This is a genomic window from Streptomyces acidicola (assembly GCF_009377235.1).
Lineage (GTDB): Bacteria > Actinomycetota > Actinomycetes > Streptomycetales > Streptomycetaceae > Streptomyces > Streptomyces acidicola.
In genome coordinates, this window is the sequence record NZ_VMNX01000035.1 from 26,065 (window position 1) to 52,328 (window position 26,264).

The window sequence follows — 26,264 nt, forward strand, 5'->3', positions numbered from 1 at the left end:
AGCTTACGGGTACGGCACGCCCCCTGCACCCGCTCACGCCCCCCGGAACAAGGGCCGGGAACCCGGCTGTCACGGGTGGGTGGCAGGATCGTAGTCATGCCCGACGCACGCGACGCGACCCCCTACGACGCCCTGCTGCTCCTCTCGTTCGGAGGACCCGAGGGCCCGGACGACGTGGTCCCCTTCCTGGAGAACGTGACGCGGGGACGCGGCATCCCCAAGGAGCGGCTCAAGGAGGTGGGGCAGCACTACTTCCGGTTCGGCGGGGTCAGCCCCATCAATGGCCAGAACAGAGCGCTGCTCGACGCTCTCCGCAAGGACTTCGCCGAGCACGGCCTGGACCTGCCGGTCTACTGGGGCAACCGCAACTGGGCGCCGTACCTGACGGACACCCTGCGCGAGATGACCACCGACGGCCGCCGCCACGTCCTCGTCCTCGCCACGAGCGCGTACGCGTCGTACTCGGGCTGCCGCCAGTACCGCGAGAACCTCGCGGACGCGCTCGCCGCCCTGGAGGCGGAGGGCTTGGAGCCGCCGAAGGTCGACAAGCTGCGGCACTACTTCAACCACCCCGGCTTCCTCGAACCCATGATCGACGGCCTCGTGGAATCCCTCGCCGACCTCCCCGAGGAGGTACGGGACGGCGCCCACATCGCGTTCACCACGCACTCCATCCCGACCGCGGCCGCGGACACCTCAGGCCCGGTCGAGGACCACGGGGACGGCGGCGCGTACGTCGCGGAGCACCTGGACACCGCCCGGCTGATCGCCGACGCCGTGCGCGAGCGGACCGGTGCCGACCACCCCTGGCAGCTGGTCTACCAGTCGCGTTCCGGGGCGCCGCACATCCCGTGGCTGGAGCCCGACATCTGCGACCACCTGGAGGAGCTGCACGGCGCCGGAGTGCCAGCCGTCGTGATGGCGCCCATCGGGTTCGTCTCGGACCACATGGAGGTCCTGTACGACCTCGACACGGAGGCCACGGCCAAGGCCGAGGAGCTGGGTCTGCCCGTGCGACGCTCGGCCACCGTGGGCGCGGACCCGCGCTTCGCCGCCGCGGTCCGGGACCTGGTCCTCGAGCGCGCCGCGACCGAACGCGGCGCGGACGTGACCCCCTGTGCCCTCGGGGCGCTCGGCCCGAGCCACAACCTGTGCCCCGTGGGCTGCTGCCCGGCCCGCACCCCCCGTCCCGCCGCCGCCGGCGCCGACAGCCCGTACGCGTGAGGAGCATCGTGACCGACAAGTCAGCAGAGCAGCGGGGCCCTCTGCGGGCCGAGCTTCTGGAGATCGCGCTCGACGCGGCCACCCGCGCGGGCGCCTTCCTCCGCGACGGCCGCCCCGCGGACCTCGGCGTGGCCGCCACCAAGACCAGCGCCGTCGACGTCGTCACCGAGATGGACATCGCCTCCGAGAAGCTGATCACCGGCCTGCTGGCCGAGCGCCGGCCGGACGACGGCGTGCTCGGCGAGGAGGGCGCCAGCGTCGAGGGCAGCAGCGGCGTCCAGTGGGTGATCGACCCGCTCGACGGCACCGTCAACTACCTGTACGGCCTGCCCAGCTGGGCGGTGTCCATCGCGGCCCGGCTGCACGGCGAGACGGTCGTCGGCGTGGTCCACGCCCCGCTGCGCGGCGAGACCTTCCGGGCGGTCCTGGGGGAGGGGGCGTATGTGAACGGCCGCGTCGCGCGCGTGCGGCCCGCCGCCGCCCTGGACGTCGCCCTCGTGGGCACCGGATTCGGCTATCTGGCCGACCGCCGGGCCAGGCAGGCCGAGGTGCTCCGCGAACTGCTCCCCCACGTGCGCGACATCCGGCGCGGCGGCTCGGCCGCGATCGACCTGTGCGACGTGGCGGTGGGCCGCCTCGACGGCTTCTACGAGCGCGGACTGAACCCCTGGGACTACGCGGCGGGCGACCTCATCGCCCGGGAAGCGGGCGCCCTGACCGGCGGCCGCCCCGGAGAGCCTCTCTCGACCGACCTGACCGTCGTGGCTCCACCCGGCCTCTTCGAGCCCCTCCAGGCCCGCCTGGAGGCGCTGGGAGCGTGGCACGACTGACGGCGCACACGGCACGGCGTACGACGCCGGCTGACACCCCGTGAACGCCGAGCGGGGCCCCGGCACTGGATCGATGCCGGAGCCCCGCTCGGACGAGCCGGTCAGACGCGTTACGCACTGACCTCCACACCGTGTTCGGCGGCGAGACGGTGCAGGTCGTCGAGTTCGCCCTGCTCGACCTCCACGAGGAAGTCGTCGCCCGTCTCGCGAGCCCGCGTCAGGTCGGACTCGGTTGCCCTTATGCGCTGCAAAAGTCCTGCGGTGAATGCGTCCATGCTGCGCCCCCTCGTCCTGGGTCGTGGGTCGGTGGCACGGGGGTGTGCCGTTCGGAAGGGGCGATCACGTCTCTTGTGGATGCCCAGCGCTGCCCGTGCTGGGCGGCGACGGTGCCGGACACCCACGCCCGCCCTGCGGAAAGCGGATCGCGACGTACCGCATGGTGGTGCGGTACAAGCAGAGTGTGATCGCGGGGTGTAAAGCCGTCCTCCCCCCACACCGTTCCGGGGAAACCTCAACCGGACGAGATTTTCTCGTTTGCCCGGACTCCCGCGTTCCTCGCGCGCGGCCCGCACTCTGACTTACCGCCGACTTATGGCCGAAAAGGGCAGGATGGAGGTCACACACCCACGAAGACCCTGCTCGCGTGCGCCGCGGATGCGCCACGCGGGTGGACAGAGGAAGGACAAGCGACGTGCGCGTACTCGTCGTCGAGGACGAGCAGCTGCTCGCCGATGCGGTGGCCACCGGACTGCGCCGGGAGGCCATGGCCGTCGACGTCGTGTACGACGGTGCGGCCGCCCTGGAGCGCATCGGCGTCAACGACTACGACGTGGTCGTCCTCGACCGCGACCTTCCCCTCGTGCACGGTGACGACGTCTGCCGCAAGATCGTCGAGCTCGGCATGCCCACGCGCGTGCTGATGCTCACCGCGTCCGGCGACGTCAGCGACCGTGTCGAGGGCCTGGAGATAGGCGCCGACGACTATCTCCCCAAGCCGTTCGCCTTCAGCGAGCTCACCGCACGCGTGCGTGCCCTGGGGCGCCGGACGAGCGTGCCACTGCCACCCGTCCTGGAGCGCGCCGGCATCAAGCTCGACCCCAACCGCCGCGAGGTCTTCCGCGACGGCAGGGAGATCCAGCTCGCCCCCAAGGAGTTCGCCGTCCTGGAGGTGCTGATGCGCAGCGAGGGCGCCGTCGTCTCCGCCGAGCAGCTCCTGGAGAAGGCCTGGGACGAGAACACGGACCCCTTCACCAACGTCGTGCGCGTCACCGTGATGACCCTGCGCCGCAAGCTCGGCGAGCCCGCGGTCATCGTCACCGTGCCCGGCTCCGGTTACCGGATCTGATCCCGATGGCCGCGACACCCGCGCCGCCCAAGGCGCCCCCGAAGCCCACCTGGGACCCGAGGAAGCCGGAGCCGCCGTTCCCCTGGCTGCGCCCGACCATCCGGATAAGGCTCACGCTGCTGTACGGCGGCATGTTCCTGATCGCCGGGATCCTGCTGCTGTCGATCATCTATCTGCTGGCTGCCCAGGCCATCCACGAGGGCAGTGGCCAGTCGTTCCAGATCTCCGGCAGCGGCGTCACCATCCGCAGCGACACCTGCCCGGAGCTGAACAACGCGACCACCGACGACGCGCGCAACGCCGCGCTGAAGGCGTGCAACGACGCCCTGAAGCAGCACGCCCTCGACGGCCTGCTCAGCCGCTCGCTGCTGGCCCTGCTGGGCCTCGCCGTGATCGCGTTCGCCTTCGGCTACGCGATGGCGGGCCGGGTGCTCACGCCGCTCGGCCGGATCACCCGCACCGCGCGCGCGGTGGCGGGCTCGGACCTGTCCCGGCGGATCGAGCTGGACGGCCCGGACGATGAACTGAAGGAGCTGGCGGACACCCTCGACGACATGCTGGAACGGCTGGAGCGGGCCTTCACGGCCCAGCAACGGTTCGTCGGGAACGCCTCGCACGAGCTGAGAACCCCGCTCGCGATCAACCGCACGCTCCTGGAAGTGCATCTGTCCGATCCGAACGCTCCCATGGAGCTGCAACAGCTCGGCAAGACGCTGCTGGCCACCAACGAACGCAGCGAGCAGCTCGTCGAGGGCCTGCTGCTGCTCGCCCGAAGTGACAACCAGATCGTCGAGCGCAAGCCCGTGGACCTGGCGGAGGTCGCCTCGCAGGCCGTCGACCAGGTGCACGCCGAGGCGGAGGCCAAGGGCGTGGAGATCCGCGGCGAGCGCGCCCCGGCGGTCGTCCAGGGCAATGGCGTCCTGCTGGAGCGGATCGCTCTGAACCTCGTCCAGAACGCCGTCCGGTACAACGTGCCGGAGAACGGGTGGGTCGAGGTGGCGACCGAGTTCCAGCATGGCCAGGCGGTCCTGGTCGTCGCGAACACCGGGCCGGTGGTCCCCGCGTACGAGATCGACAACCTCTTCGAGCCTTTCCGGCGGCTGCGCACCGAGCGCACGGGGAGCGACAAGGGAGTGGGCCTCGGCCTGTCGATCGCCCGATCCGTGGCCCGCGCGCACGGCGGCCACATCGCCGCCCGTCCGCGCGAGGGAGGTGGACTCGTGATGCGGGTCACTCTGCCGACCTGAAAGTCGGGCGGCCTGAGGGTCCAGAGGGGCGCGAGATCCGGCCGACCTGAGATGCGGGAGGCCGTGCTGATCTGACATCATGCCGCCGACACAAAGACGGCGTTCGCTTTGGGCGGAATTTTCCTCGCGCGCAAGCGTGGAGATCGTGTGTGATCGATCACAGGGGCGAATTTCCAGCCATCTACTCTCCGTGATCATGTGACTGTCGGAAAGCCGGGAAAATCCGGGTTTTCGACCATCTTGATCACGGGAAGTACACGGTGAGACGCCTTTGAAGTGCGGCCCATGGACCGTGTACGGTCCCGTTCGCCATCCAAGCCGATCACTCTTGAGGGGTCCGGTTGGGTGTCGATTGAGTAACAGACCTTGATGTGAGGCAAAATCTCCGCCTCGGGTCGGGCACAAGTCCGGCCTCTCACGCGTTACGTGCGCTGGAGACACCGTAGACACCCAGAGGGGGAGAGCGACAATGGCAACGGATTACGACACCCCACGCAAGACCGATGACGACGTCGATTCGGACAGCCTGGAAGAACTCAAGGCCCGGAGGAACGACAAGTCGACCTCGGCGGTCGACGTCGACGAGTTCGAGGCCGCCGAAGGCCTGGAACTGCCCGGCGCCGACCTCTCGAACGAGGAGTTGGCCGTCCGGGTCCTGCCCAAGCAGCAGGACGAGTTCACCTGCATGAGCTGCTTCCTGGTCCACCACCGCAGTCAGCTGGCCCGCGAGAAGAACGGCCAGCCGATCTGCCGCGACTGCGACTGAGGCGGGGTCGGCCGTGACTGGCTCGACCCCTCCCTGGAAGCGCCGCTTCCGCAAGGAGGCGGACGAAGAGCCGTACGACGGCTCTCACGGCGTGCGTGATGAAGGGCGGGGCTCCTCCGAACCCGGAGCCTCGCTCGAACGCACGTCTGGCACGGCGTCGGGGGGCGCCCAGGACGCGAACACCGCGGACGCGCAGCCGGGCCTTCCGGTCCCGGTGGACTCTCCGGCGCCGGCCGGCCGGCCTCGCACGGAGGTCGTCAGGGACGCACTCTGGCAAGGCATCGAGGGCGCCCGTAAAGGCGGCAGCCGGGCCAGGGCCGCCCTGGCGCAGCTCGCCGACCGCATCGTCGACATAGCCCCGCGGATTCCCGTGCGGGACCTCGCGACCCTGCGCAGGCAGTTCCCGGACCTGGGGCCCGAGGAGATCGCGGACAGACTCGTCGCCGGCGCGGCCAACGCCACGTCGACGGTGGGCGCCGGAATCGGAGCCGCCGCGATGCTGCCGGTGCCGCCCGCGATGCCCACGGAACTGGCCGCCGAGATCACGGGGGTCGCCGCGATCGAGCTCAAACTGATCGCCGAGCTGTACGAGGTGTACGGGGTACGGCCGCCGGGGAACCTGAAGCAGCGCAGTACCGCCTATCTGAGCTCCTGGACCGGGGAGCGCGGGATCGACGTGGTCAAGCCGTCGACGATCAACGCCGCGCTGGGCAGCCAGATGAAGCGGGAGCTGCGCCAGCAGATCATGAAGCGCACGATGCGCAATCTGCCGAACCTGATGCCGTTCATGGTGGGGGCGGCCGTCGGAGCGGTCATGAACCGCCGCGACACCAAGAACCTCGCCGAGCGCATCCGCAAGGACCTCCGCAGAATCCAGGTCCCCTGGGACGCGCTGCCCGAGCTGCCGCCGCTGGAGAAGCCGGCGGATCCGCTGCGGGTGGGAGAGATCCCGAAGGAGCTGGGCCGCTGACACCGGCTGCCGTACTCGGCAGCCGGGCCACTACGGCGGGCGAGACCGCCTCTGGGCCCCGCACAGCCCCGCACGGGACACCGCCGTACAGAGACAGCCCGAGACCCGGATGTACCGCTCTCGGCGGCCTACACCGTGGTGCGAGCCGTTTCCAGGGCCGCTGACAGGCGCTCGGGCTCCCGTGTCGAGAGGTACACGTAGGGCGTGGGGTCCGCCGGGTCCGTGACCGGGATGCGCAGGGCCGTGGGGATGTAGGCACGCAGGAGCATGAAGGCACGCGGATCCGCCTTGTGCGTGCGCCAGGCGCGGGCCTCCTCCGGGTCCAGGACCTCGGCGTCGCCGAGTGCGCTCACCGGGATCTTCGCTTCGCCCGCGATCAGCGCGCCGCCGACCACACGGACACGGACCGAGCCGTAGGAGCTGGCCACGACCGCCGAGACCGCCGTGCCCCCGACCAGCCCGCCCAGCAGCGGGAGCGTGCCGAAGGGAAGCAGGATCAGAGCCATGGCCACGCCGACCAGAGCGCAGATCAGCCACCAGGAGCGGGGCGCGGTGAGACGTTCTTCGTACGGCGACGCGGAGGGCTGCATGGCGACAAGCTTGGCACGGTGCCTGACTTGTGCAGGATTCGGGGCGGTCCGCGCGAAGCGCTGTCGGACCGCACCGCGGTGGGCGGCGGATGATGGCCGGGGCGGTCTGCGCGGAGCGCTGTCCGGTACGGCGGTGGTGGGAGGCGGGCGGGCAGGTAAGGTCTGCGGCTGTGAGTGGTAGTTCCTCAGCCCTGAAGCCTCCGGCCGACGCCCTGGCGCCCGTGCGGCACCCCGCGGCGCCCGCCCCCGGCGAGCTGCTCGGGGCGCACTACGGCCAGTGCTTCGGATGCGGGGGCGAGCAGCCGCACGGGCTGCTCCTGGAGGCCAGGGCCGGTGAGGGCGTTTCGCTGACCGCCGAGTTCACCGTGCAGCCCGCCCATCAGGGCGCCCCGGGCCTCGCCCACGGCGGTGTGCTGGCGACCGCGCTCGACGAGACCCTCGGCTCGCTCAACTGGCTGCTGCGCACCATCGCCGTGACCGGGCGGCTCGAGACGGACTTCGTGCGGCCCGTGCCCGTCGGCACCGTGCTGCATCTGGAGGCCCGCGTGAACGCCGTGGCCGGACGGAAGATCTACTCGACCGCCACCGGGCGTATCGGCGGCCCCGACGGCCCCGTCGCAGTCCGCGCCGACGCCCTCTTCGTCGAGGTGAAGGTCGACCACTTCATCGACAACGGCCGCCAGGAGGAGATCCGGGCGGCCATGGACGACCCGGACCAGGTCCGGCGTGCCCGCGCCTTCGAGGTGAACCCGTGAGCCGTACGCCCGTGAACGTGCTGATCCGGCGCGTCGACGCGGAGGTTCCCCTTCCGGAATACGCGCACCCCGGGGACGCCGGCGCGGATCTGCGCACCACCGAGGCCCGTGAACTGGCGCCGGGGGAGCGAGCGGTTCTGCCCACCGGGGTGTCGATCGCCCTCCCTGAGGGGTACGCGGCCTTCGTGCACCCACGTTCCGGTCTCGCAGCCCGCTGTGGTGTCGCCCTCGTGAATGCCCCGGGGACGGTTGATGCCGGGTACCGTGGGGAGATCAAGGTGATCGTGGTGAATCTCGACCCGCACCAGCCAGTGCGGTTCGAGCGCTTCGACCGGATTGCCCAACTGGTCGTCCAGCAGATCGAGAAGGTTCGCTTCCAGGAGGTGGCGGAGCTTCCCGACTCGGCGCGGGCCGACGGGGGTTTCGGGTCCACTGGCGGTCATGCCGCCGTGGGCGGCAGAACGGGTGGGAATCGATACGCTTCGGTCGTATCCGACCGGGAAGGACAGTGACGTGTTCGGACGTCGCAAGAAGAAGGGTGCCGCCGAGGACGCGGCCGGCGAGGCCGAGCAGGTCGTCGACAGCGTCGACACCGAGGCGGACGAAGAAGGCGAGCGCGAGCGCGTACGGCTGGAGCCCGCGCCGCGCCCAGAAGGACCCTGGGACAGCTCCGAGGTGCGCGAGCCCGGCGAGGGCCGGGTCGACCTGGGCGGCCTTTTCGTGCCCGGGGTCGACGGCATGGAGCTGCGGGTCGAGGTCGCGGGCGACGCGATTGTCGCGGCGACCGTCGTGCTACGCGACAGCGCCGTCCAGCTGCAGGCCTTCGCCGCGCCCAAGCGCGAGGGCATCTGGGGCGAGGTGCGCGAGGAGATCGCCACCGGCATCACGCAGCAGGGCGGAGTCATCGACGAGGTCGAGGGCCCGCTGGGCTGGGAGCTGCGGGCGCAGGTGCCGGTGCAGCTGCCGGACGGGACGGGCGGCTTCCAGGTCGTACGGTTCATCGGTGTGGACGGGCCGCGCTGGTTCCTGCGGGGAGTGATCTCCGGCCGGGGCGCGGTGGAGCCGGAGACCGCGGGGCTGCTGGAGCAGATCTTCCGGGACACGGTCGTCATCCGCGGTGAGGGCCCGATGGCCCCCCGCGACCCGATCGTCCTGAAGCTGCCGAACGACGCGCAGATGGTCCCCGAGGGCGTCCAGCAGGAGGAGCAGGGGTCCCGCTTCGCCGGCGGCATGGGTCAGCTGCAGCGCGGACCGGAGATCACCGAGGTCCGCTAGCCCTGAGCATGCACGGGACCGCATGGGCCGTACCCCGACGGGTGCGGCCCATTGTCATGTCCGAACTCTTCGCGCCTCGTGAGCTGTCGGCGCTCGGGGCGGGTGACGCAAGGGGGCCTCGGCGTGCGTCGAACCATTGATCGGCCGGGTGCCCGGTGACCATACTGGGCGTTCGGCCGACGGGGAGGGCGAGGGGCCATGGGGGACACGATGGTGCGCGTCGAGAACGTGCACCGCTCGTACGGCAGCGGCGCGGCCGCCGTGCACGCGCTGCGCGGCGTCTCCTTCGACGTGCCGCGCGGTGAACTCGTCGCCCTCAAGGGCCGTTCCGGGTCGGGGAAGACCACCCTGCTGAACCTCGTCGGCGGGCTCGACGAGCCGGACGAGGGGCGGATCACCATCGACGGGCTCGATCTGTCCGGGCTGGGCGAGGACGGGCTGCTTCAGCTGCGCCGGGACCGCGTCGGGTTCGTGTTCCAGTCCTTCGGGCTGATCCCCATCCTCACGGCCGCCGAGAACGTGGGCGTGCCCCTGCGGCTGCGCCGGACCGAGCCCGCCGAGCGCGAGGAACGGGTCGAGCTGCTGCTCTCCCTCGTGGGCCTCGCCGACCACGCCGAGCAGCGGCCCGGCGAGCTGTCGGGCGGCCAGCAGCAGCGCGTGGCCATCGCCCGCGCGCTCGCCAACAACCCCTCGCTCCTCATCGCCGACGAGCCCACCGGCCAACTCGACGCCGAGACCGGCCACGCCGTCATGGAGCTGCTGCGCGCCGTCGTCCGCAGCGAGCAGGTCACCGCGTTGGTCGCCACGCACGACGCGACGCTCCTCGATCTCGCCGACCGCGTTCTGGAACTGCGGGACGGGGAGATCGTGGAGGCCTGACCCCGGTCATCGCTGCGTCAGAGTTCCGTCAAAGAGCGATCACGGCCCACCCCGTCGCCCTCTTTGTCGTGATTGTTGGCCGTAAGGTCGACGCTGCGTGCACAGCTGTGACGGGAAGACAATGAGGCCATGGGACGCGGCAAGCTTCGGATCTACCTCGGTGCGGCACCGGGCGTCGGCAAGACGTACGCCATGCTCTCGGAGGCGCACCGCCGCGTGGAGCGGGGCACCGACTGCGTGGTCGGCTTCGTGGAGCACCACGACCGGCCGCGCACCGAGGTGATGCTGCACGGCCTGGAGCAGGTTCCGCGCCGGGAGCTGGCCTACCGCGATGCCGTGTTCACCGAGATGGACGTGGACGCCGTGCTCCGGCGTGCCCCGGCCGTCGCCCTGGTGGACGAGCTCGCTCACACCAACGTGCCGGGCTCCCGCAACGACAAGCGCTGGCAGGACGTCGAGGAGCTGCTCGCGGCGGGCATCAACGTGATATCGACCGTCAACATCCAGCATCTGGAGTCTCTCGGTGACGTCGTCGAGTCGATAACGGGTGTACGGCAGCGGGAGACCCTCCCCGACGAGGTGGTGCGGCGGGCGGACCAGATCGAGCTGGTCGACATGTCGCCGCAGGCGCTGCGTCGCCGTATGGCGCACGGCAACATCTACAAGTCCGACAAGGTCGACGCGGCCCTCTCCAACTACTTCCGCCCGGGCAACCTCACCGCCCTGCGCGAACTGGCGCTGCTGTGGGTGGCCGACCGCGTCGACGAGTACCTGAACGAGTACCGCAGCGAACACCGGGTGTCGGCGATCTGGGGTTCGCGGGAGCGGATCGTGGTCGGCCTGACGGGCGGGCCGGAGGGGCGGACGCTGATCCGCCGGGCGGCACGGCTGGCGGAGAAGGGCGCCGGGGGCGAGGTGATGGCCGTCTACATCGCCCGCAGCGACGGGCTGACCTCCGCCTCGCCCAAGGAACTCGCCGTGCAGCGCACGTTGGTGGAGGACCTGGGCGGCACCTTCCACCACGTGGTCGGCGACGACATCCCGGCGGCTCTGCTGGACTTTGCGCGCGGGGTGAACGCCACCCAGATCGTGCTGGGGGTGTCGCGCCGCAAGAGCTGGCAGTACGTCTTCGGGCCGGGGGTCGGCGCGACGGTCGCCCGGGAATCCGGGCCGGACCTGGACGTCCACCTGATCACGCACGCCGAGGCGGGCAAGGGACGCGGACTGCCCGTCGCCCGGGGCGCGCGCCTGGGCCGGGCCCGGGTCATCACGGGCTGGCTGACCGGAGTCCTCGGCCCGGTCGTCCTCGCGCTGCTGCTCAACACCGTCGACCTCGGCCTCGCCAACGACATGCTGCTGTTCCTGGCGGTGACCGTGGCCGCCGCGCTCGTCGGCGGCCTGTATCCGGCGCTCGCCGCGGCGGCGTTCGGCTCGCTGCTGCTGAACTACTACTACACGCCGCCGCTGCACCGGCTGACCATCGCCGACCCCAGGAACATCGTCGCCCTCGCGATCTTCGTCGGTGTCGCCGTGTCGGTCGCCTCCGTGGTCGACCTGGCGGCCCGACGCACCCATCAGGCCTCCCGGTTGCGCGCCGAGTCCGAGATCCTCTCGTTCCTCGCGGGCAGCGTGCTGCGCGGCGAGACCAGGCTGGAGGAACTCCTGGAACGGGTCCGGGAGACCTTCGGCATGGAGTCGGTGGCCCTCCTGGAGCGGGAGAGCGACGTGGCGCCGTGGACCTGCGCGGGCCGTGTGGGCGGTGGACTGGTGGTCGGGCGCCCGGACGACGCGGACGTGGACATGCCGGTCGGCGACCACATGGCGCTCGCGCTGTCCGGGCGCGTCCTGCCCGCCTCCGACCGCCGGGTGCTCGCCGCCTTCGCCGCGCAGGCCGCCGTCGTACTGGACCGTCAGCGGCTCCAGCACGAGGCCGAGCAGGCCCGCGCGCTGGCCGAGGGCAACCGCATCCGCACCGCGCTGCTCGCCGCCGTCAGCCACGACCTGCGCACCCCGCTCGCCGCCATCAAGGCCGCCGTGTCCTCCCTGCGCTCCGACGACGTGGCCTGGTCGGAGGAGGACCAGGCCGAGTTGCTCGAAGGCATCGAGGAGGGCGCCGACCGGCTCGACCACCTCGTGGGCAACCTCCTGGACATGTCACGCCTGCAGACCGGCACCGTCACCCCGCTGATCCGCGAGATCGACCTCGACGAGGTGGTGCCGATGGCACTCGGCGGGGTGCCCGAGGACAGTGTGGAGCTGGACGTGCCCGAGACCCTGCCCATGGTCGCCGTGGACGCGGGACTGCTGGAGCGGGCGGTCGCCAACATCGTCGAGAACGCCGTCAAGTACAGCCCGCCCGGAGCACGCGTCCTGGTGGCCGCGAGCGCGCTCGCGGACCGCGTGGAGCTCCGCGTCGTCGACCGCGGCCCCGGTGTCCCCGACGACGCCAAGGACCGCATCTTCGAGCCCTTCCAGCGCCACGGCGACGCCCCGCGCGGAGCCGGCGTGGGACTGGGCCTCGCCGTCGCCCGCGGGTTCGCCGAGGCGATGGACGGCACGCTGAACGCCGAGGACACCCCCGGCGGCGGACTCACCATGGTGCTCACCCTCCGGGCTGTGGACGCGCTCCAGGCCCCCGCACGACTCGCAGAACCGGAAAGGCAGGTCTCATGAGCCCTGAGGGGACCCCCCAGACCGTCACGAGGGTGCTCGTGGTCGACGACGAGCCGCAGATAGTGCGCGCCCTCGTGATCAACCTGAAGGCACGCAGTTACGAGGTCGACGCGGCCCATGACGGCGCCACCGCGCTCCGGCTCGCCGCCGCCCGCCACCCCGACGTCGTCGTCCTGGACCTCGGCCTGCCCGACATGGACGGCGTCGAGGTGATCAAGGGGCTGCGCGGCTGGACCCGGGTGCCGATCCTGGTCCTGTCCGCCCGCCACTCCTCCGACGAGAAGGTCGAGGCGCTCGACGCGGGCGCCGACGACTACGTGACCAAGCCCTTCGGCATGGACGAGCTCCTCGCCCGCCTCCGCGCCGCCGTCCGCCGGGCCGAGCCCATCGGAGGCGGCGGGGACGACGTGGTCGTGGACACCGACGAGTTCACCGTCGACCTGGTGGCCAAGAAGGTCAACAAGGGTGGCAGGGACGTGCGCCTCACACCCACGGAATGGCATCTGCTGGAGGTCCTCGTCCGCAACACCGGCCGCCTGGTCAGCCAGAAGCAACTCCTCCAGGAGGTCTGGGGGCCGTCGTACGGCACGGAGACGAACTACCTCCGGGTCTACATGGCCCAGCTCAGGCGGAAACTGGAGGCGGACCCGTCGCATCCGAAGCACTTCGTCACGGAGCCGGGCATGGGTTACCGGTTCGAGAAGTAGGGCGTGACCGTACGCGGGCTCATCCCGTGTCGGTGGCCCCCGGTAGGCTTTCCGGTATGAGTGCTGCCCCTCGTTCCGACAAGCCGGCGGGCCGCTTCCGGCGCATGCTCGACCGGCTCTCCTCGTCCCAGGAGGACCTGGAGTCCGAGGAGCTGCGCGAGGACGCGGACACGGCGGGTTGCACGCGCATCTGCGACTGTCACGACCGCCAGATAGTGACGGTTACTGGTACCTTGCGCACGGTCACGCTGCGCCCGAGGGCCGGAGTCCCGGCCCTGGAGGCCGAGCTGTTCGACGGTTCGGCCGCCCTGGACGTGGTGTGGCTCGGCAGGCGCTCCATCGTCGGGATAGAGCCGGGGCGCAAGCTGATCGCATCCGGCCGGATCTCGATGAGCCGGGGCCGTAGAGTGCTGTTCAACCCTAAGTACGAACTGAGACCGCTCGGACGGGAGTAGCCGGTGACGTCGCTCGACAAGCCGACCGAAGACGCCCAGGACGATTCGAGGGCGGTGACGGAGGCCGCGCTGTTCGAGGCGTTCGGTGGCGTCCGGGGCATGGTCGAGACGGTCCTGCCCGGCCTGCTCTTCGTCACGATCTACACGATCAACAAGGACCTGCACTCGTCCGCCATCGCGGCCCTCGTCGTCTCGCTGCTGCTCGTGGTGGTCCGTCTGGTGATGAGGGACACCATGAAGCACGCCTTCAGCGGTGTCTTCGGTGTCGCCTTCGGCGTGGTCTTCGCGATGATGACCGGCAACGCGAAGGACTTCTACCTGCCGGGCATGCTCTACACGCTGGGCCTCGCCCTCGCGTACATCATCACGACGCTCGCGGGCGTGCCGCTGCTCGGTCTGATCCTCGGCCCGGTCTTCAAGGAGAACCTCTCCTGGCGCACCCGTAACCCCGGCCGCAAGAAGGCGTACACGAAGGCGAGTTACGCCTGGGGACTGATCCTGCTCGGCAAGTGCGCGATTCTGTTCCCCCTCTACTGGTGGGCGGACACGACCCAGCTCGGCTGGGTGCTGATCGCGTTGAAGATTCCGCCGTTCCTGCTGGCGGTGTGGCTGACGTGGGTCTTCCTGGCGAAGGCCCCGGCCCCCATCGACGTCTTCGCCGAGATGGAGGCGGAGGAGCGCGCGGAGGAGGAGCGCCGGGCCGCGGAACGGGAGCAGGACGAAGCGGCCGCGGGCCGTCACCGCCGAGAGATGTAACGCCGTTCGCCTGTATGTGGATGGGGGCGCCCGGAGATCTCCGGGCGCCCCCATCCACATACAGGCGAACGTACGACACGTACGGGCCGACGTAAGAGCGGCAGTCAGCCCGTCGCGTCGTCCTGGCGCCGTACCGACAGCAGGTCCTCCAGCTGTTCCTCACGCGCCTGGGCGGCCACGAACAGCAGCTCGTCGCCGGCCTCCAGGGAGTCCTCCTGGGTCGGGGTGAGAACGCGGGTGCCGCGGATGATGGTGACCAGGGAGGTGTCCTCGGGCCATGCGACCTCGCCGACCTGGGTGCCGGCCAGGGCCGACTCCGGGGGGAGGGTGAGCTCGACGAGGTTGGCGTCGCCGTGGCTGAAGCGGAGCAGGCGGACCAGGTCGCCGACGCTGACCGCCTCCTCCACCAGGGCCGACATCAGGCGGGGGGTCGAGACGGCCACGTCCACGCCCCAGGCCTCGTTGAACAGCCACTCGTTCTTGGGGTTGTTGACGCGGGCCACGACGCGCGGGACGCCGTACTCGGTCTTGGCCAGCAGCGAGACGACGAGGTTCACCTTGTCGTCACCGGTCGCCGCGATGACCACGTTGCACCGCTGCAGCGCGGCCTCGTCCAGCGAAGTGATCTCGCAGGCGTCGGCCAGCAGCCACTCCGCCTGGGGGACGCGCTCGACCGAGATGGCGGTCGGCGCCTTGTCGACGAGAAGGACCTCGTGGCCGTTCTCCAGCAGTTCGCCGGCGATCGAGCGGCCGACCGCGCCGGCTCCGGCAATGGCGACCCTCATCAGTGACCGCCCTCCTCATCGGGCCCCTCGGCGAAGGACGCCTCGACCTTCTCGACATCGTCCGTGCGCATCATGACGTGCACCAGGTCGCCCTCCTGGAGCACCGTCTGCGAGGTGGGCAGGATGGCCTCGCCCAGCCGGGTGAGGAAGGCGACGCGGACGCCGGTCTCCTCCTGCAGCTTGCTGATCTTGTGGCCCACCCAGGCCGTCGAGGCGTGCACCTCGGCGAGCTGCACGCCACCGGTGGGATCGCGCCACAGCGGCTCGGCTCCCGAGGGCAGCAGCCGGCGCAGCATCTGGTCGGCGGTCCAGCGGACCGTGGCGACCGTCGGAATGCCCAGCCGCTGGTAGACCTCGGCGCGGCGTGGGTCGTAGATACGTGCTGCCACGTTCTCGATGCCGAACATCTCACGGGCCACCCGCGCGGCGATGATGTTCGAGTTGTCACCGCTGGAGACGGCGGCGAACGCGCCCGCCTCCTCGATGCCCGCCTCGCGCAGGGTGTCCTGGTCGAAGCCGACTCCGGTGACTCGACGGCCGCCGAACCCGGAGCCCAGCCGCCGGAAGGCGGTCGGGTCCTGATCGACCACCGCGACCGTGTGCCCCTGTTGCTCCAGGGTCTGGGCGAGAGCGGAGCCCACTCGTCCGCAGCCCATGATGACAATGTGCACGGCCTACACCACGCTTTCCACAGGCCGTCTGGCCCGTGTCCATGTCTTGCTCATGTCCTTCTCTCGGCTCGGCGGGCGACACGTGCGGCCGGCTTGCGGGCCGCCAGGCAACATCATGCCGGTGAATTCCGGCCGTTGCCCCGGCCGGGGCAACGGGTGCCGGCTGCCGGATGCCTGTGTCCAACGTATCTGCCCGACCGCACGGGCCGATGACGGGCCCGGTGTCCCCGGTGGCGATCCGGCCACCGAGGCCCACGCGAGTCGAACACAAGAGCTATTGTCCGTCCGTCGTGAGGCGTGACACATCACGGACCACATCACGGACCACATCACGGCCCGCATGACGGACAACATGCGACGGCCGGGGCCTCATGGAGAACTCGCCCGGGGAGCCTCAGCGGCGGCTGATGCTGCGGATGCTGACGACCGTCAGGACAGCGAGACCGACGAGCGCGGCGGCGGCGCCGATGAGTTCGGCGGCGGCCCCGATGAGGTCCGCGGCATGCGTCATGAAGTCTCCAGGGCGGGTGGGAGGCGGATTTCGTCATGTGGGAGGTGGTTTTCGTCATATAGCCATGGGGACGCCGTCCGTGCCGGAATCCGCAGCCCGCCTCCGCCCTCGATTCACTCGGAGGGCAGACGGCGGGACGGGCCGCCGTCGGACGACCGGTCGGGGGTGGGGGAGGCTGGGCTCCCCGCACCCGGACCGCTTACGATCCCTTGCGTGTCCAAACTGACCGACGTGCCCAAACGGATCCTGATCGGGCGCGCATTGCGCAGTGACCGGCTGGGGGAAACCCTCCTGCCCAAGCGCATCGCACTCCCCGTCTTCGCTTCCGACCCGCTCTCCTCCGTGGCGTACGCGCCGGGCGAGGTGCTGCTGGTCCTCTCCATCGCGGGCGTGTCGGCGTACCACTTCAGCCCCTGGATCGCGGTCGCGGTCGTCGTGCTGATGTTCACCGTGGTGGCGTCGTACCGGCAGAACGTGCACGCGTACCCCAGCGGCGGCGGCGACTACGAGGTGGCGAACACCAACCTCGGCCCGAAGGCCGGCCTCACCGTCGCCAGCGCGCTGCTCGTCGACTACGTCCTCACCGTCGCCGTCTCCATCTCCTCCGGTGTGGAGAACCTCGGCTCCGCCATCCCCTTCTTCGTCGAGAACAAGGTGCTGTCCGCCGTCGGCATCATCGTGCTGCTGACGCTGATGAACCTGCGCGGGGTGAAGGAGTCCGGGAAGCTCTTCGCGATCCCGACGTACGTGTTCGTCGCGGGCGTCTTCGTCATGATCGGCTGGGGCGCATACCGCGGTCTGGTGCTCGGCGAGACGATGGAGGCGCCCACCGCCGGCTTCGAGATCAAGGCCGAGCACCAGGGGCTCGCCGGCTTCGCGCTGGTCTTCCTGCTGCTGCGCGCGTTCTCCTCCGGCTGTGCCGCGCTCACCGGTGTGGAGGCGATCTCCAACGGCGTGCCCGCCTTCCGCAAGCCCAAGTCGAAGAACGCGGCCACCACGCTGGCGATGATGGGCCTGCTCGCCGTCACCATGTTCTGCGGCATCATCGGTCTGGCCATGGCGACCAACGTCCGCATGGCCGAGAACCCCGCTCACGAACTGCTGGAGAACGGCGTCCCGGTCGGTGACGGCTACGTCCAGAACCCCGTGATCTCCCAGGTCGCGGCCGCCGTCTTCGGCGACGGCACGTTCTTCTTCGTCCTGCTCGCCGCCGCCACCGCCCTCGTCCTGTTCCTCGCCGCCAACACCGCGTACAACGGCTTCCCGCTGCTCGGCTCGATCCTCGCCCAGGACCGCTACCTGCCGCGCCAGCTCCACACCCGCGGCGACCGGCTCGCGTTCTCCAACGGCATCGTGCTGCTCTCGGGCGCGGCCGGACTGCTCGTGTGGATCTACGGCGCCGACTCAACGCGCCTGATCCAGCTGTACATCGTGGGGGTGTTCGTCTCCTTCACGCTCAGCCAGACCGGCATGGTCCGGCACTGGAACCGTCACCTGAGGACGGAGCGGGACCCGGCCAAGCGGAGGCACATGGTCCGCTCCCGGGCCATCAACACCTTCGGCGCGTTCTTCACGGGGCTGGTGCTGGTCGTCGTCCTGGTCACCAAGTTCACGCACGGTGCGTGGGTGGCGCTGGTGGGCATGGTGATCTTCTACGCGACGATGACGGCGATCCGTAAGCACTACGACCGGGTCGCCGACGAGATCGCGGCACCGGAGGGCCCGAGCGACGACGCCGTGCGCCCGTCCCGTGTCCACTCGGTGGTCCTGATATCGAAGATCCACCGTCCGACACTGCGCGCCCTCGCCTACGCCAAGCTGCTGCGCTCGCACACCCTGGAGGCCCTCAGCGTCAATGTCGATCCGGCCGAGACCAAGGCGCTCCAGGAGGAGTGGCACCGGCGCGGCATCGACGTACCGCTGAAGGTCCTGGACTCGCCGTACCGCGAGATCACGCGCCCGGTCATCGAGTACGTGAAGGGGCTGCGCAAGGAGTCCCCGCGCGACGTGGTGTCCGTGATCATCCCCGAGTACGTGGTCGGCCACTGGTACGAGCACCTGCTGCACAACCAGAGCGCCCTGCGGCTGAAGGGCAGGCTGCTGTTCACCCCGGGCGTGATGGTCACCTCGGTGCCGTACCAGCTGGAGTCCAGCGAGGCGGCGCGGAAGCGGGCCCGCAGGCGGCAGGAGTGGAACGCACCGGGCGCGGTGCGCCGAGGCGTCGCGGAACGGCCCAGGGAGACCAAGGCACCCAGCACCAGGAGCTGACCCGCACCGGCTGAGCGACGGGCTTGTGGTGAACGGCCGGGTGACACCCACGTAGACTTGTGGGCTGTTGTCCGGCCGCCGGCCTTTTCACGTCGTCGCGTGTCTGCGCACGTCTTCGCCCCTAACGTCTTGCTCAACGTCTTGGAGTCACCCCGCCATGCAGGCAGAAGAGAAGAAATCGCTGGTGGGGGAGGAGTACGAGGTCGAGATCGGCCCCGTCGCCCACGGCGGCCACTGCATCGCCCGTACCTCCACGGGCCAGGTCCTCTTCGTCCGGCACGCGCTGCCCGGTGAGCGGGTCGTCGCGCGGGTGACGGAGGGCGAGGAAGGGGCGCGTTTCCTGCGCGCCGACGCGGTGGAGGTGCTGTCGGCGTCCAAGGACCGTATCGAGGCCCCCTGCCCGTACGCCGGGCCGGGCCGCTGCGGGGGCTGCGACTGGCAGCACGCCAAGCCGGGCGCCCAGCGGCGGCTCAAGGGCGAGGTCATCGCCGAGCAGCTGCTGCGGCTCGCGGGCCTCACACCCGAGGAGGCGGGCTGGGACGGCACGGTGGTGCCGGCCGAGGGCGACAAGCTTCCGGCGGGCGAGGTCCCGGCGTGGCGCACACGGGTGCAGTACGCGGTGGACCCCGACGGCCGGGCCGGTCTGCGCCGCCACCGCTCGCACGAGGTCGAGCCGGTCGACCACTGCATGATCGCGGCTCCCGGAGTGACCGAGCTGGGCATCGAGAAGCGCGACTGGACGGGCATGGCGTCCATCGAGGCGATCACGGCGACGGGTTCGCAGGACCGACAGGTGATCCTGACGCCGAAGCCGGGAGCGCGACTGCCCATCGTGGAGCTGGACAAGCCGGTGTCGGTGATGCGGGTCGGCGAGAAGGACGGCGGCGTCCATCGCGTCCACGGCCGCCCCTTCGTACGCGAACGCGCGGACGGCCGTACGTACCGGGTCGGCAGCGGCGGCTTCTGGCAGGTGCACCCCAAGGCGGCCGACACCCTCGTCACCGCCGTGATGCAGGGACTGCTGCCGCGCAAGGGCGAGATGGCCCTGGACCTGTACTGCGGGGCGGGCCTCTTCGCGGGCGCCCTCGCGGACCGGCTCGGCGACAAGGGCGCGGTCCTCGGCATCGAGTCCGGCAAGCGTGCGGTGGAGGACGCCCGGCACAACCTCGCCGCGTTCGACCGCGTCCGCATCGAGCAGGGCAAGGTCGATTCGGTCCTCCCGCGCACCGGCATCACCGAGGTCGACCTCATCGTCCTGGACCCGCCCCGCGCGGGCGCGGGCCACAAGACGGTCCAGCACCTTTCGTCACTGGGCGCGCGAAGGATCGCCTACGTGGCCTGCGATCCGGCCGCGCTGGCACGGGACCTGGCGTACTTCCGGGAGGGCGGGTACCGGGTGCGGATGCTGCGGGCGTTCGATCTGTTTCCGATGACGCATCATGTGGAGTGCGTGGCGATTCTGGAGCCCGCCGCGAAGGGCTCCTGACCTGCAGATTCATGGATCCGGTAGATCTGCTCGACCTGTTTCCGGATCCTGGGCGAGTACATCGTGTGGGCCGGATGCAGGCACAGGCGGTACCAGGGTCTGCACGCCGCGCGGCGTGCAGACTTGCGGTATGGACAAGCAGGAGCTTGGGGCGTTCCTCCGTAGCCGTCGCTAGCGGCTCCGGCCGGAGGACGTCGGCCTCCCCTCCGGACCGCGACGCCGGACACCGGGTCTTCGCCGCGAGGAGGCGGCGGTCCTCCCGTACATCTCCACGGAGTACTACATCCGGCTCGAGCAGGGCAGGGCGCCGCGACCGTCGGGCGAGGTCCTCGCGGGGATCGCAGGCGCGCTGCGGCTGACCGACGCCGAGTCCGACCACCTCCACGTCCTCGCGGGTACCGCGCCGACCCGCGCCCGGCTGCACCGGCGCGATGTCCGCCCGAGCATCCTCGCGCTCCTCGAGCGGCTGCCGCAGACGGCCGCTATGGTCATGTCCGCCGCGTTCGAGGTGCTCGCGTGGAACGACCTCGCGGCCGCGCTCATGGAGGACTTTTCCGGGCTCGCCCCGAAGGACCGCAATCTCGCGCGCCGGGCATTCCTCGGGTCGGAGCGCGCCGATGCGACGCTGTACGGATTTCCGACGCCGCCGAGTTCCGGCACCGAGTGGTCATGGAGCTCCGCGCCACCCTCGCCCGCTACCCGACGGATCCCGCGGTGACCGGCCTTGTCGACGAGCTCCGCAACGCCAGCCCCGACTTCGCCCGGCTCTGGGAGCGGCACGACGTGCAGGCCGCGCCGATGCTCACGAAAACCTTCCGCCCCCGGTCGTCGGGGAGATCACCGTCGACTGCGACACGCTCACGCTCACGGACCGCGACCAGCACCTCGTGCTCTACAGCGCGCCGCCAGGATTCCCTGACACTGAGGCTCTGGCTCTTCTCAACGTACTTGGAGCCGAGGCCGGTGATTATCCGCGGTAGCGTCGGGGCCGACCCGGAGGCATGGAGCGAGGGCGGCCCCGGCACCGTGCGGCGGTGTTCAGCACCTCCAACTCCCACCCCGACCAGCCATCACGTCGTGGTTCGAGGCTCCGTGCTCGCGTCGCAGATTTCCTGTAGTGGCGGCGCACCACTTCCCGGATTCGTTACCTGTCGGAGTGCCGGTCTGTCGCGGGTAGTTCCACAGCGACGCGGATTCCGCCGGCAGGGCGCGGGGTGAGGGTGAGTGTTCCGTCGTGTGCGTGGGTGATGGTTTTGACGATGGCCAGGCCGAGGCCGACGCCTGCGTGGTCGGTGCGTATGCGTTCGGTGCCGCGCTGGAAGGGTTCGGTGAGGGTCGAGACCAGCTCTGGGGTGAGCTTCTCGCCGGTGTTTTCGACAGTGAGCACCACAGTCCTGGGGCGGACGCTGGTATTGACCCACACGGTGCCCTGCGCAGGCAGGTTGTGGACGATCGCGTTGTGCACGAGGTTCGTGGTCAGCTGCAGCAGGAGCGCCGGCGATCCGATCGTGGGGGTGATGTCGCCGCGGGTCTCGATGGTGACGCCGTGCTTTTCCGCGAGGGGGAGGAGTGTTTCGGTGGCTTCTTCCGCCATGAGGGACAGGTCGACGTGTTCTCGGGTGAAGGACCGTTGGTCAGCGCGGCTGAGCAGGAGCAGCGCCTCGGTGAGGTCGATCGCTCGGGTGTTGACGGCGTGGAGGCGGTCGATGATTTCGCCGGTGTCGCGGTTCGGATCGGTGCGGGCCACGTCGAGAAGTGCCTTGGAGACCGCGAGCGGGGTGCGCAACTCGTGAGAGGCGTTGGCCGCGAATCTCTGCTGTTCGGCGACGTGTGCTTCGAGCCGCTCCAGCATGCTGTCGAAGACGTCGGCGAGTTCGCGGAACTCGTCTTTGCGGCCCGGTAGCCGGATTCGGTGGGAGAGCGATCCGGTCGAGGCCAGGCGGGTGGCGCCCGTGATGCGAGTCAGCGGGCCGAGCATCCGGCCGGCGAGGATCCACCCTCCCCCGAGGCCGAGCACCAGCAGGAATGCCAATACTGCGGCTGCCCTCGGAGCGAAAACGCGCAGAAGGTTGGACCGGATGGGAAAAACACCATGGGAGGTGCCAGTGGAGCCGGGGATGATGAGTGCACGTTCGGGGACGTAACGCAGGAGGAACAGCCACACAGCCGCGAGCAGCAGGGCGCCGGCAAGCATGATGAATCCGGTGTAGCTGAGGGTGAGTTTGAGGCGAACACTCAACCCAGGGGCTCTATCCACGCTCGCCTCCCTTGTGACCGGCCTCCGGCTGCGTGTCGATGCGGTAGCCGACGCCTGGCACGGTGGCGATGATCCAGGGTTCTCCGAGACGCTTGCGCAGTGCCGAGACGGTGATGCGCACGGCGTTGGTGAACGGGTTGGCGTTCTCGTCCCACGCGCGTTCCAGGAGTTCTTCGGCACTGACGACACCGCCGTCGGCGACGACGAGGACTTCGAGCACTGCGAACTGCTTTCTGGTCAGCGCGACGTAGCGGCCGTCCCGGTAGACCTCTCTGCGGAACGGGTCAAGGCGCAGACCTGCGATCTCCCGCACGGGAGGCCTGCTGTGGGCGCGCCTGCGGTCGAGTGCTCTGAGCCTGAGCGCGAGCTCTTGCAGTTCGAACGGCTTGGTGAGGTAGTCGTCGGCGCCGAGTCCGAACCCTGAGGCCTTGTCGTCGAGACGGTCGGCCGCGGTGAGCATGAGGATCGGCATGTCGCTGCCGGAGGCGACGATGCGTGTGGCGATCTCGTCACCGGACGGTCCGGGGATGTCGCGGTCGAGGACGGCGATGTCGTAGGCGTTGATGCTCAGCAGTTCCAGAGCGGTGTCGCCGTCACCTGCGATGTCGGCCGCGATCGCTTCGAGGCGCAGGCCGTCGCGGATGGCTTCTGCCAGATAGGGCTCGTCCTCGACGATCAATACACGCATGCCATTGAGGCTACGAGCCGGCACATATCGTCGGTATATCGAAAACCACATACGTGCCGGCAACACCGCCCTGTCTTCACTGGCGGTATGCGTCACACCCCACCATCAGCACGAACAAGAAGCCGCCGCATGCGCCGGCTTCTTGTCGTGGGCCTGATAGTCGTCATCGGAGCCATCGCCGTAGTCCTCGGATACCAGCTGCCGAATTCCTCGTTCCCCTCGGCGGCGTCACCGTCCCGCTCGGTCGCACCACTGTCCCGTCCGGTCGCACCACCGTCTCCCTCTGGCGCACCGCTCACTCATACGTATCGCAGTGAGCGCCGTGGTGCGCTCGGCGAGGCCGGCGGTGTCGTCCCCGACGGCGTGACGGTCTTCGACGACGACATTCCGGCTGTGGCCAACATCGATCCAGCACTGCTCAAGGCCCTCTGCCGGGCTGCGACGGCTGCCGCGGACGACGGAGTCGAGTTCCACGTCAACAGCGGCTGGCGTTCCCCGGAGTACCAAGACCATCTTCTTCGCGAGGCGGTCTCCACGTACGGGTCCGAAGACGAGGCCGCCCGATGGGTGGCCACCGCGGCGACGTCTCCTCATGTGTCGGGGGACGCGGTCGACATCGGGCGCTCCACGGCGACGGCGTGGCTGTCCGAGCACGGTGCCGCATACGGGCTGTGCCAGATCTACAAGAACGAACCCTGGCACTACGAGCTGCGCGGCAACGCCAGCGATCGTGGTTGCCCGCGCATGTACGCCGACCCCACCCAGGACCCGAGGATGCAGCAGTGACCAGCACTTTTCATACGGGTAGCACCGACGGTGGGCGAGGACGGACGATGACGCAGGTGGACACGGCGGAGCCTGCACAGGCGGGTGGCGGCCACCGGGATACCGGCTCCACCACCTGGCGCGCGGGCATCCGCCGGGCGATGCACATCGCCTCCCGGCCGGGGCCGTGGAAGCGCGGCCCGCTGCTCGCGGCGCTGGCGCTGCTGCTGGGCCTGTTCATGCTGCTGCACGACAGGATCCCGAACCGGATCGGCGGCCTCGGCAGCCTGGCGGAGACCTTCCTGCCGTGGTTCGGTCTGTTCATCCCGGTGCTGGCGGCCGGGGCGCTGTGGCGCCGCTCCGCCTCCGCGGTGGTCGCGCTGCTGCTGCCGGTCACGGTATGGCTGAGCCTCTTCGGCGGTCTGCTCAGCGACAAGTCCCACTCGGGCAGCGCCCTCACCGTGGCCAGCCACAACGTCGGCGCCGACAACCCCGACCCGGCCGGCACCGCTCGGGACCTGGCCGCCTCCGGCGCGGACGTGCTGGCCCTGGAGGAGATCACCCCGCAGGCGAAGCCGCAGTACGAGAAGGAGCTGGAGAAGGCGTACCCGTACCACACGGTGCAGGGCACGGTCGGGCTGTGGAGCAAGCTGCCGCTGTCGGACACCCAGCCGGTCGACACCAAGATGGACTACGGGCCGCTGGGGGACACCAAGCCGGTCGACAGCAAGATGGCCTACAACCGGGCGCTGCGCACCACGGTGGCCACGGACCAGGGTCCGCTGGCGGTGTATGTGGCCCACCTGGGGTCCGTACGCGTGCTTCCCAGGAATGGCTTTTGGACGGACAGCCGGGACCGCGGCGCGCAGGCGCTCGCCGAGGCCGTCGCCGCCGAGCCGAACGAGCGGGTGGTGCTGCTCGGCGACCTGAACGGCACCACGGACGACCGCGCGTTCGCCGGCATCACCTCGCGGCTGCACTCGGTCCAGGACACGGCCGGGGACGGCTTCGGCTTCAGCTGGCCGGCGAAGTTCCCGGTGGCGCGCATCGACCAGATCCTGGTCCGCGGCGTGGAGCCGGCGAGCTCGTGGGTACTGCCGGCCACCGGCAGCGACCACCTGCCGGTGGCGGCCGGAATCAGCTGGTGAACGGCGCGTCAAGGCTCCAGATCCGCCCCGCGCGCAACGACGACCGGATCCTGGTGCGGCCGCACCGCGGCACGCCGATCCCGCTGCTGTGCGGTCAGCGGCCGGGGCCGCCGCCTTCTGCCCGGTCGGAGTGGGCGGTTCACGGTGAGGCGAACTCCTCGTGCCGGGGCCGAGGTGGGGACACAGCCGCGCGGGTGGTGTTGTTGCGGTCCGGCGGTTACTTGGCGATCAGGACCAGGGCGGCCCGGCCGTGCAGCCGGTAGACGGTGCCGGTGCCGCCGATCAGGGCCTCGCTGCCGGGGCGGGTGACCTGGTCGGTGCCTTCGGCCCAGGTGGAGGTGTCGGTGACGCGGTACCAGGTCTTGCCCGCCCCGGGGGACGGGAGTGTGAAGTCGACGTCGCCCGACCAGCCGTTGTAGGCGACGTAGATCGCGCTGCTGGGATCGCCGAGTTCGGTGCCGTCGTAGCGCCATGCGAGGGCGTGGTTGTCGGGGTTGCCCCAGTAGGTGCCGTCGGGTGCGCTGCCTGCTGGGGTGAACCAGTCCAGTTCGCCCATGCCGTTGCCGTTGCCGTCTGCGGGACTGTAGAAGTCCGCCGGGCGCAGGGCCGGGTGTGCCTTGCGGAAGGCGATCATGCGCTCGGCATAGGTGCGGAAGGTGCTCTGGTCGGCGGTCCGGTTCGTGGTGAGCCAGTTGGCCGAGGAGTCCAGGTTGTAGGGGTTGTTGTTGCAGTTGGTCGAGCGCAGGTACTCGTCGCCGCCCGTCATCATCGGCGTACCGGCGGACAGCATCAGCAGGGCGAGGCCGTTGCGGGCGGCCTTGCGTTGATCGGCCGCGTTGCCGGACTGGTCCCAGGACAGGTTGTGGTCCGAGCCGCCGTCGGACGGGCCATAGGGCCAAGGCTGGTTGTTGTTCCTCGTGTTGCAGCGGTACAGGTCGGCGAGGGTGAACCCGTCGTGCGCCACCGTGAAGTTGACGGAGTTGAAGGGTGCGCGGCCGTTCGGCTGGTAGAGGTCGGAGGAGCCGGCGAAGCGGGTGGCCAGGTCGCTGGGGGTGACGTTCTCCACGCCCAGCGCGTTCTGGTCGCGGCGCACGGTGTCACGGAACTTGTCGTTCCATTCGGACCATCCGGCCGGGAAGTTGCCGACCTGGTAGGTGCCGCTGCCCAGGGCCCAGGGCTCGGCTATCCAGTCGGTGCCGGATCCGCCTGGGGC

General features: G+C 70.2%; 25 protein-coding genes and 3 pseudogenes. 21 read left to right on the forward strand and 7 right to left on the reverse strand.

Features of this window, described 5'->3' with window-relative positions:
- Positions 1-96 precede the first annotated feature (96 nt).
- Positions 97-1,224: a ferrochelatase gene (locus tag FPZ41_RS12690; protein ID WP_152862109.1), complete on the forward strand. Its 1,128-nt coding sequence runs from the start codon at positions 97-99 to the stop codon at positions 1,222-1,224.
- Positions 1,225-1,232: 8 nt separating this feature from the next.
- Positions 1,233-2,054 carry an inositol monophosphatase family protein gene (locus FPZ41_RS12695; protein ID WP_322620154.1) on the forward strand — a complete coding sequence of 274 codons (822 nt, stop codon included), beginning with the start codon at positions 1,233-1,235 and terminating at the stop codon, positions 2,052-2,054.
- A gap of 110 nt (positions 2,055-2,164) precedes the next feature.
- Here the strand turns inward: FPZ41_RS12695 and FPZ41_RS47040 are convergent, their stop codons facing one another.
- Positions 2,165-2,329 (reverse strand): hypothetical protein, encoded by a 165-nt coding sequence (locus FPZ41_RS47040; protein ID WP_165934996.1) that lies wholly within the window; start codon positions 2,327-2,329, stop codon positions 2,165-2,167.
- A gap of 416 nt (positions 2,330-2,745) precedes the next feature.
- On the opposite strand from FPZ41_RS47040, the gene FPZ41_RS12700 reads away from it, so the two are divergent.
- The 4 genes from FPZ41_RS12700 to FPZ41_RS12715 all read left to right on the forward strand — a co-directional run bounded on the left by FPZ41_RS12700 (position 2,746) and on the right by FPZ41_RS12715 (position 6,382).
- Positions 2,746-3,399 carry a response regulator transcription factor gene (locus FPZ41_RS12700; protein WP_322620155.1) on the forward strand — a complete coding sequence of 218 codons (654 nt, stop codon included), beginning with the start codon at positions 2,746-2,748 and terminating at the stop codon, positions 3,397-3,399.
- 5 nt (positions 3,400-3,404) lie between these two features.
- Positions 3,405-4,646, forward strand: coding sequence for a sensor histidine kinase (locus FPZ41_RS12705; protein ID WP_152862110.1), 1,242 nt, complete (start codon positions 3,405-3,407; stop codon positions 4,644-4,646).
- Between the two features lie 469 nt (positions 4,647-5,115).
- Positions 5,116-5,412, forward strand: coding sequence for a DUF4193 domain-containing protein (locus FPZ41_RS12710; RefSeq protein WP_005481602.1), 297 nt, complete (start codon positions 5,116-5,118; stop codon positions 5,410-5,412).
- 13 nt (positions 5,413-5,425) lie between these two features.
- A complete protein-coding gene (locus FPZ41_RS12715) occupies positions 5,426-6,382 on the forward strand; it encodes a hypothetical protein (protein WP_322620156.1) in 957 nt (318 codons plus the stop codon).
- A gap of 128 nt (positions 6,383-6,510) precedes the next feature.
- On the opposite strand, the gene FPZ41_RS12720 is transcribed toward FPZ41_RS12715, so the two are convergent.
- Positions 6,511-6,972, reverse strand: coding sequence for a DUF3093 domain-containing protein (locus tag FPZ41_RS12720; RefSeq protein ID WP_131563523.1), 462 nt, complete (start codon positions 6,970-6,972; stop codon positions 6,511-6,513).
- A gap of 170 nt (positions 6,973-7,142) precedes the next feature.
- Between FPZ41_RS12720 and FPZ41_RS12725 the strand changes: the two genes are divergently transcribed.
- The 8 genes from FPZ41_RS12725 (at position 7,143) to FPZ41_RS12760 (ending at position 14,472) form a co-directional block, all read left to right on the forward strand.
- Positions 7,143-7,727, forward strand: a complete 585-nt coding sequence (locus tag FPZ41_RS12725) for a PaaI family thioesterase (protein WP_322620157.1) — start codon at positions 7,143-7,145, stop codon at positions 7,725-7,727.
- The gene (dut, locus tag FPZ41_RS12730) at positions 7,724-8,239 is read left to right on the forward strand and encodes a dUTP diphosphatase (RefSeq protein ID WP_322620158.1); all 516 of its coding nucleotides are present in this window, start codon (positions 7,724-7,726) and stop codon (positions 8,237-8,239) included. The genes FPZ41_RS12725 and dut overlap by 4 nt, the downstream gene beginning before the upstream one ends.
- Before the next feature lies 1 nt (position 8,240).
- Entirely contained in the window at positions 8,241-9,002 is a 762-nt protein-coding gene (locus FPZ41_RS12735; protein ID WP_131563526.1) for a DUF3710 domain-containing protein, read from the forward strand.
- A gap of 198 nt (positions 9,003-9,200) precedes the next feature.
- Positions 9,201-9,881 (forward strand): ABC transporter ATP-binding protein, encoded by a 681-nt coding sequence (locus FPZ41_RS12740; protein ID WP_152862112.1) that lies wholly within the window; start codon positions 9,201-9,203, stop codon positions 9,879-9,881.
- Between the two features lie 129 nt (positions 9,882-10,010).
- Positions 10,011-12,554, forward strand: coding sequence for a sensor histidine kinase (locus tag FPZ41_RS12745; protein WP_152862113.1), 2,544 nt, complete (start codon positions 10,011-10,013; stop codon positions 12,552-12,554).
- On the forward strand, positions 12,551-13,261 hold the full coding sequence (locus tag FPZ41_RS12750; protein ID WP_152862114.1) for a response regulator: 711 nt from the start codon (positions 12,551-12,553) through the stop codon (positions 13,259-13,261). Before FPZ41_RS12745 ends, FPZ41_RS12750 begins: the two co-directional genes overlap by 4 nt.
- A gap of 56 nt (positions 13,262-13,317) precedes the next feature.
- The gene (locus tag FPZ41_RS12755) at positions 13,318-13,716 is read left to right on the forward strand and encodes an OB-fold nucleic acid binding domain-containing protein (protein ID WP_131563530.1); all 399 of its coding nucleotides are present in this window, start codon (positions 13,318-13,320) and stop codon (positions 13,714-13,716) included.
- 3 nt (positions 13,717-13,719) lie between these two features.
- Positions 13,720-14,472 (forward strand): DUF3159 domain-containing protein, encoded by a 753-nt coding sequence (locus FPZ41_RS12760; protein WP_322620159.1) that lies wholly within the window; start codon positions 13,720-13,722, stop codon positions 14,470-14,472.
- 104 nt (positions 14,473-14,576) lie between these two features.
- On the opposite strand, the gene FPZ41_RS12765 is transcribed toward FPZ41_RS12760, so the two are convergent.
- Together FPZ41_RS12765 and FPZ41_RS12770 are read right to left on the reverse strand one after the other, a co-directional pair.
- A complete protein-coding gene (locus FPZ41_RS12765) occupies positions 14,577-15,257 on the reverse strand; it encodes a potassium channel family protein (RefSeq protein WP_152862115.1) in 681 nt (226 codons plus the stop codon).
- Entirely contained in the window at positions 15,257-15,928 is a 672-nt protein-coding gene (locus tag FPZ41_RS12770; protein ID WP_131563533.1) for a potassium channel family protein, read from the reverse strand. Before FPZ41_RS12770 ends, FPZ41_RS12765 begins: the two co-directional genes overlap by 1 nt.
- A 724-nt stretch (positions 15,929-16,652) precedes the next feature.
- Between FPZ41_RS12770 and FPZ41_RS12775 the strand changes: the two genes are divergently transcribed.
- The 5 genes and pseudogenes from FPZ41_RS12775 to FPZ41_RS50225 all read left to right on the forward strand — a co-directional run bounded on the left by FPZ41_RS12775 (position 16,653) and on the right by FPZ41_RS50225 (position 21,173).
- Positions 16,653-18,707 (forward strand): APC family permease, encoded by a 2,055-nt coding sequence (locus FPZ41_RS12775; protein ID WP_322620160.1) that lies wholly within the window; start codon positions 16,653-16,655, stop codon positions 18,705-18,707.
- A 157-nt stretch (positions 18,708-18,864) separates the two neighbouring features.
- Entirely contained in the window at positions 18,865-20,193 is a 1,329-nt protein-coding gene (locus FPZ41_RS12780) for a class I SAM-dependent RNA methyltransferase (RefSeq protein WP_152862116.1), read from the forward strand.
- 265 nt (positions 20,194-20,458) lie between these two features.
- Positions 20,459-20,515 (forward strand): annotated as a pseudogene (locus FPZ41_RS50215) (hypothetical protein); the annotation flags it as partial.
- Between the two features lie 168 nt (positions 20,516-20,683).
- A complete protein-coding gene (locus FPZ41_RS50220; protein ID WP_407698777.1) occupies positions 20,684-20,911 on the forward strand; it encodes an MmyB family transcriptional regulator in 228 nt (75 codons plus the stop codon).
- Positions 20,863-21,173: pseudogene (locus tag FPZ41_RS50225) on the forward strand (MmyB family transcriptional regulator). Before FPZ41_RS50220 ends, FPZ41_RS50225 begins: the two are co-directional and overlap by 49 nt.
- A gap of 164 nt (positions 21,174-21,337) precedes the next feature.
- Here FPZ41_RS50225 and FPZ41_RS12790 read toward each other — a convergent pair.
- Both FPZ41_RS12790 and FPZ41_RS12795 read right to left on the reverse strand, forming a co-directional pair.
- A complete protein-coding gene (locus FPZ41_RS12790; protein WP_152862117.1) occupies positions 21,338-22,432 on the reverse strand; it encodes a sensor histidine kinase in 1,095 nt (364 codons plus the stop codon).
- A 10-nt stretch (positions 22,433-22,442) separates the two neighbouring features.
- The gene (locus FPZ41_RS12795; protein WP_131570337.1) at positions 22,443-23,138 is read right to left on the reverse strand and encodes a response regulator transcription factor; all 696 of its coding nucleotides are present in this window, start codon (positions 23,136-23,138) and stop codon (positions 22,443-22,445) included.
- Positions 23,139-23,267: 129 nt separating this feature from the next.
- Here FPZ41_RS12795 and FPZ41_RS12800 point away from each other — a divergent pair, with 129 nt between their 5' ends.
- A complete protein-coding gene (locus FPZ41_RS12800; protein ID WP_152862119.1) occupies positions 23,268-23,924 on the forward strand; it encodes a M15 family metallopeptidase in 657 nt (218 codons plus the stop codon).
- A 140-nt stretch (positions 23,925-24,064) separates the two neighbouring features.
- Entirely contained in the window at positions 24,065-25,051 is a 987-nt protein-coding gene (locus FPZ41_RS12805) for an endonuclease/exonuclease/phosphatase family protein (protein WP_152862141.1), read from the forward strand.
- 217 nt (positions 25,052-25,268) lie between these two features.
- Here the strand turns inward: FPZ41_RS12805 and FPZ41_RS47045 are convergent.
- Positions 25,269-26,264: pseudogene (locus tag FPZ41_RS47045) on the reverse strand (hypothetical protein); the annotation flags it as partial.

Coding starts and splice junctions, on each gene's coding strand:
- FPZ41_RS12690 (WP_152862109.1), top strand. CDS start 97: ATGCCCGACGCACGCGACGCGACCCCCTACGACGCCCTGCTGCTCCTC.
- FPZ41_RS47040 (WP_165934996.1), bottom strand. CDS start 2,329: ATGGACGCATTCACCGCAGGACTTTTGCAGCGCATAAGGGCAACCGAG.
- FPZ41_RS12705 (WP_152862110.1), top strand. CDS start 3,405: ATGGCCGCGACACCCGCGCCGCCCAAGGCGCCCCCGAAGCCCACCTGG.
- FPZ41_RS12710 (WP_005481602.1), top strand. CDS start 5,116: ATGGCAACGGATTACGACACCCCACGCAAGACCGATGACGACGTCGAT.
- FPZ41_RS12720 (WP_131563523.1), bottom strand. CDS start 6,972: ATGCAGCCCTCCGCGTCGCCGTACGAAGAACGTCTCACCGCGCCCCGC.
- FPZ41_RS12740 (WP_152862112.1), top strand. CDS start 9,201: ATGGGGGACACGATGGTGCGCGTCGAGAACGTGCACCGCTCGTACGGC.
- FPZ41_RS12745 (WP_152862113.1), top strand. CDS start 10,011: ATGGGACGCGGCAAGCTTCGGATCTACCTCGGTGCGGCACCGGGCGTC.
- FPZ41_RS12750 (WP_152862114.1), top strand. CDS start 12,551: ATGAGCCCTGAGGGGACCCCCCAGACCGTCACGAGGGTGCTCGTGGTC.
- FPZ41_RS12755 (WP_131563530.1), top strand. CDS start 13,318: ATGAGTGCTGCCCCTCGTTCCGACAAGCCGGCGGGCCGCTTCCGGCGC.
- FPZ41_RS12765 (WP_152862115.1), bottom strand. CDS start 15,257: ATGAGGGTCGCCATTGCCGGAGCCGGCGCGGTCGGCCGCTCGATCGCC.
- FPZ41_RS12780 (WP_152862116.1), top strand. CDS start 18,865: ATGCAGGCAGAAGAGAAGAAATCGCTGGTGGGGGAGGAGTACGAGGTC.
- FPZ41_RS50220 (WP_407698777.1), top strand. CDS start 20,684: ATGTCCGCCGCGTTCGAGGTGCTCGCGTGGAACGACCTCGCGGCCGCG.
- FPZ41_RS12795 (WP_131570337.1), bottom strand. CDS start 23,138: ATGCGTGTATTGATCGTCGAGGACGAGCCCTATCTGGCAGAAGCCATC.
- FPZ41_RS12800 (WP_152862119.1), top strand. CDS start 23,268: ATGCGCCGGCTTCTTGTCGTGGGCCTGATAGTCGTCATCGGAGCCATC.
- FPZ41_RS12805 (WP_152862141.1), top strand. CDS start 24,065: ATGCACATCGCCTCCCGGCCGGGGCCGTGGAAGCGCGGCCCGCTGCTC.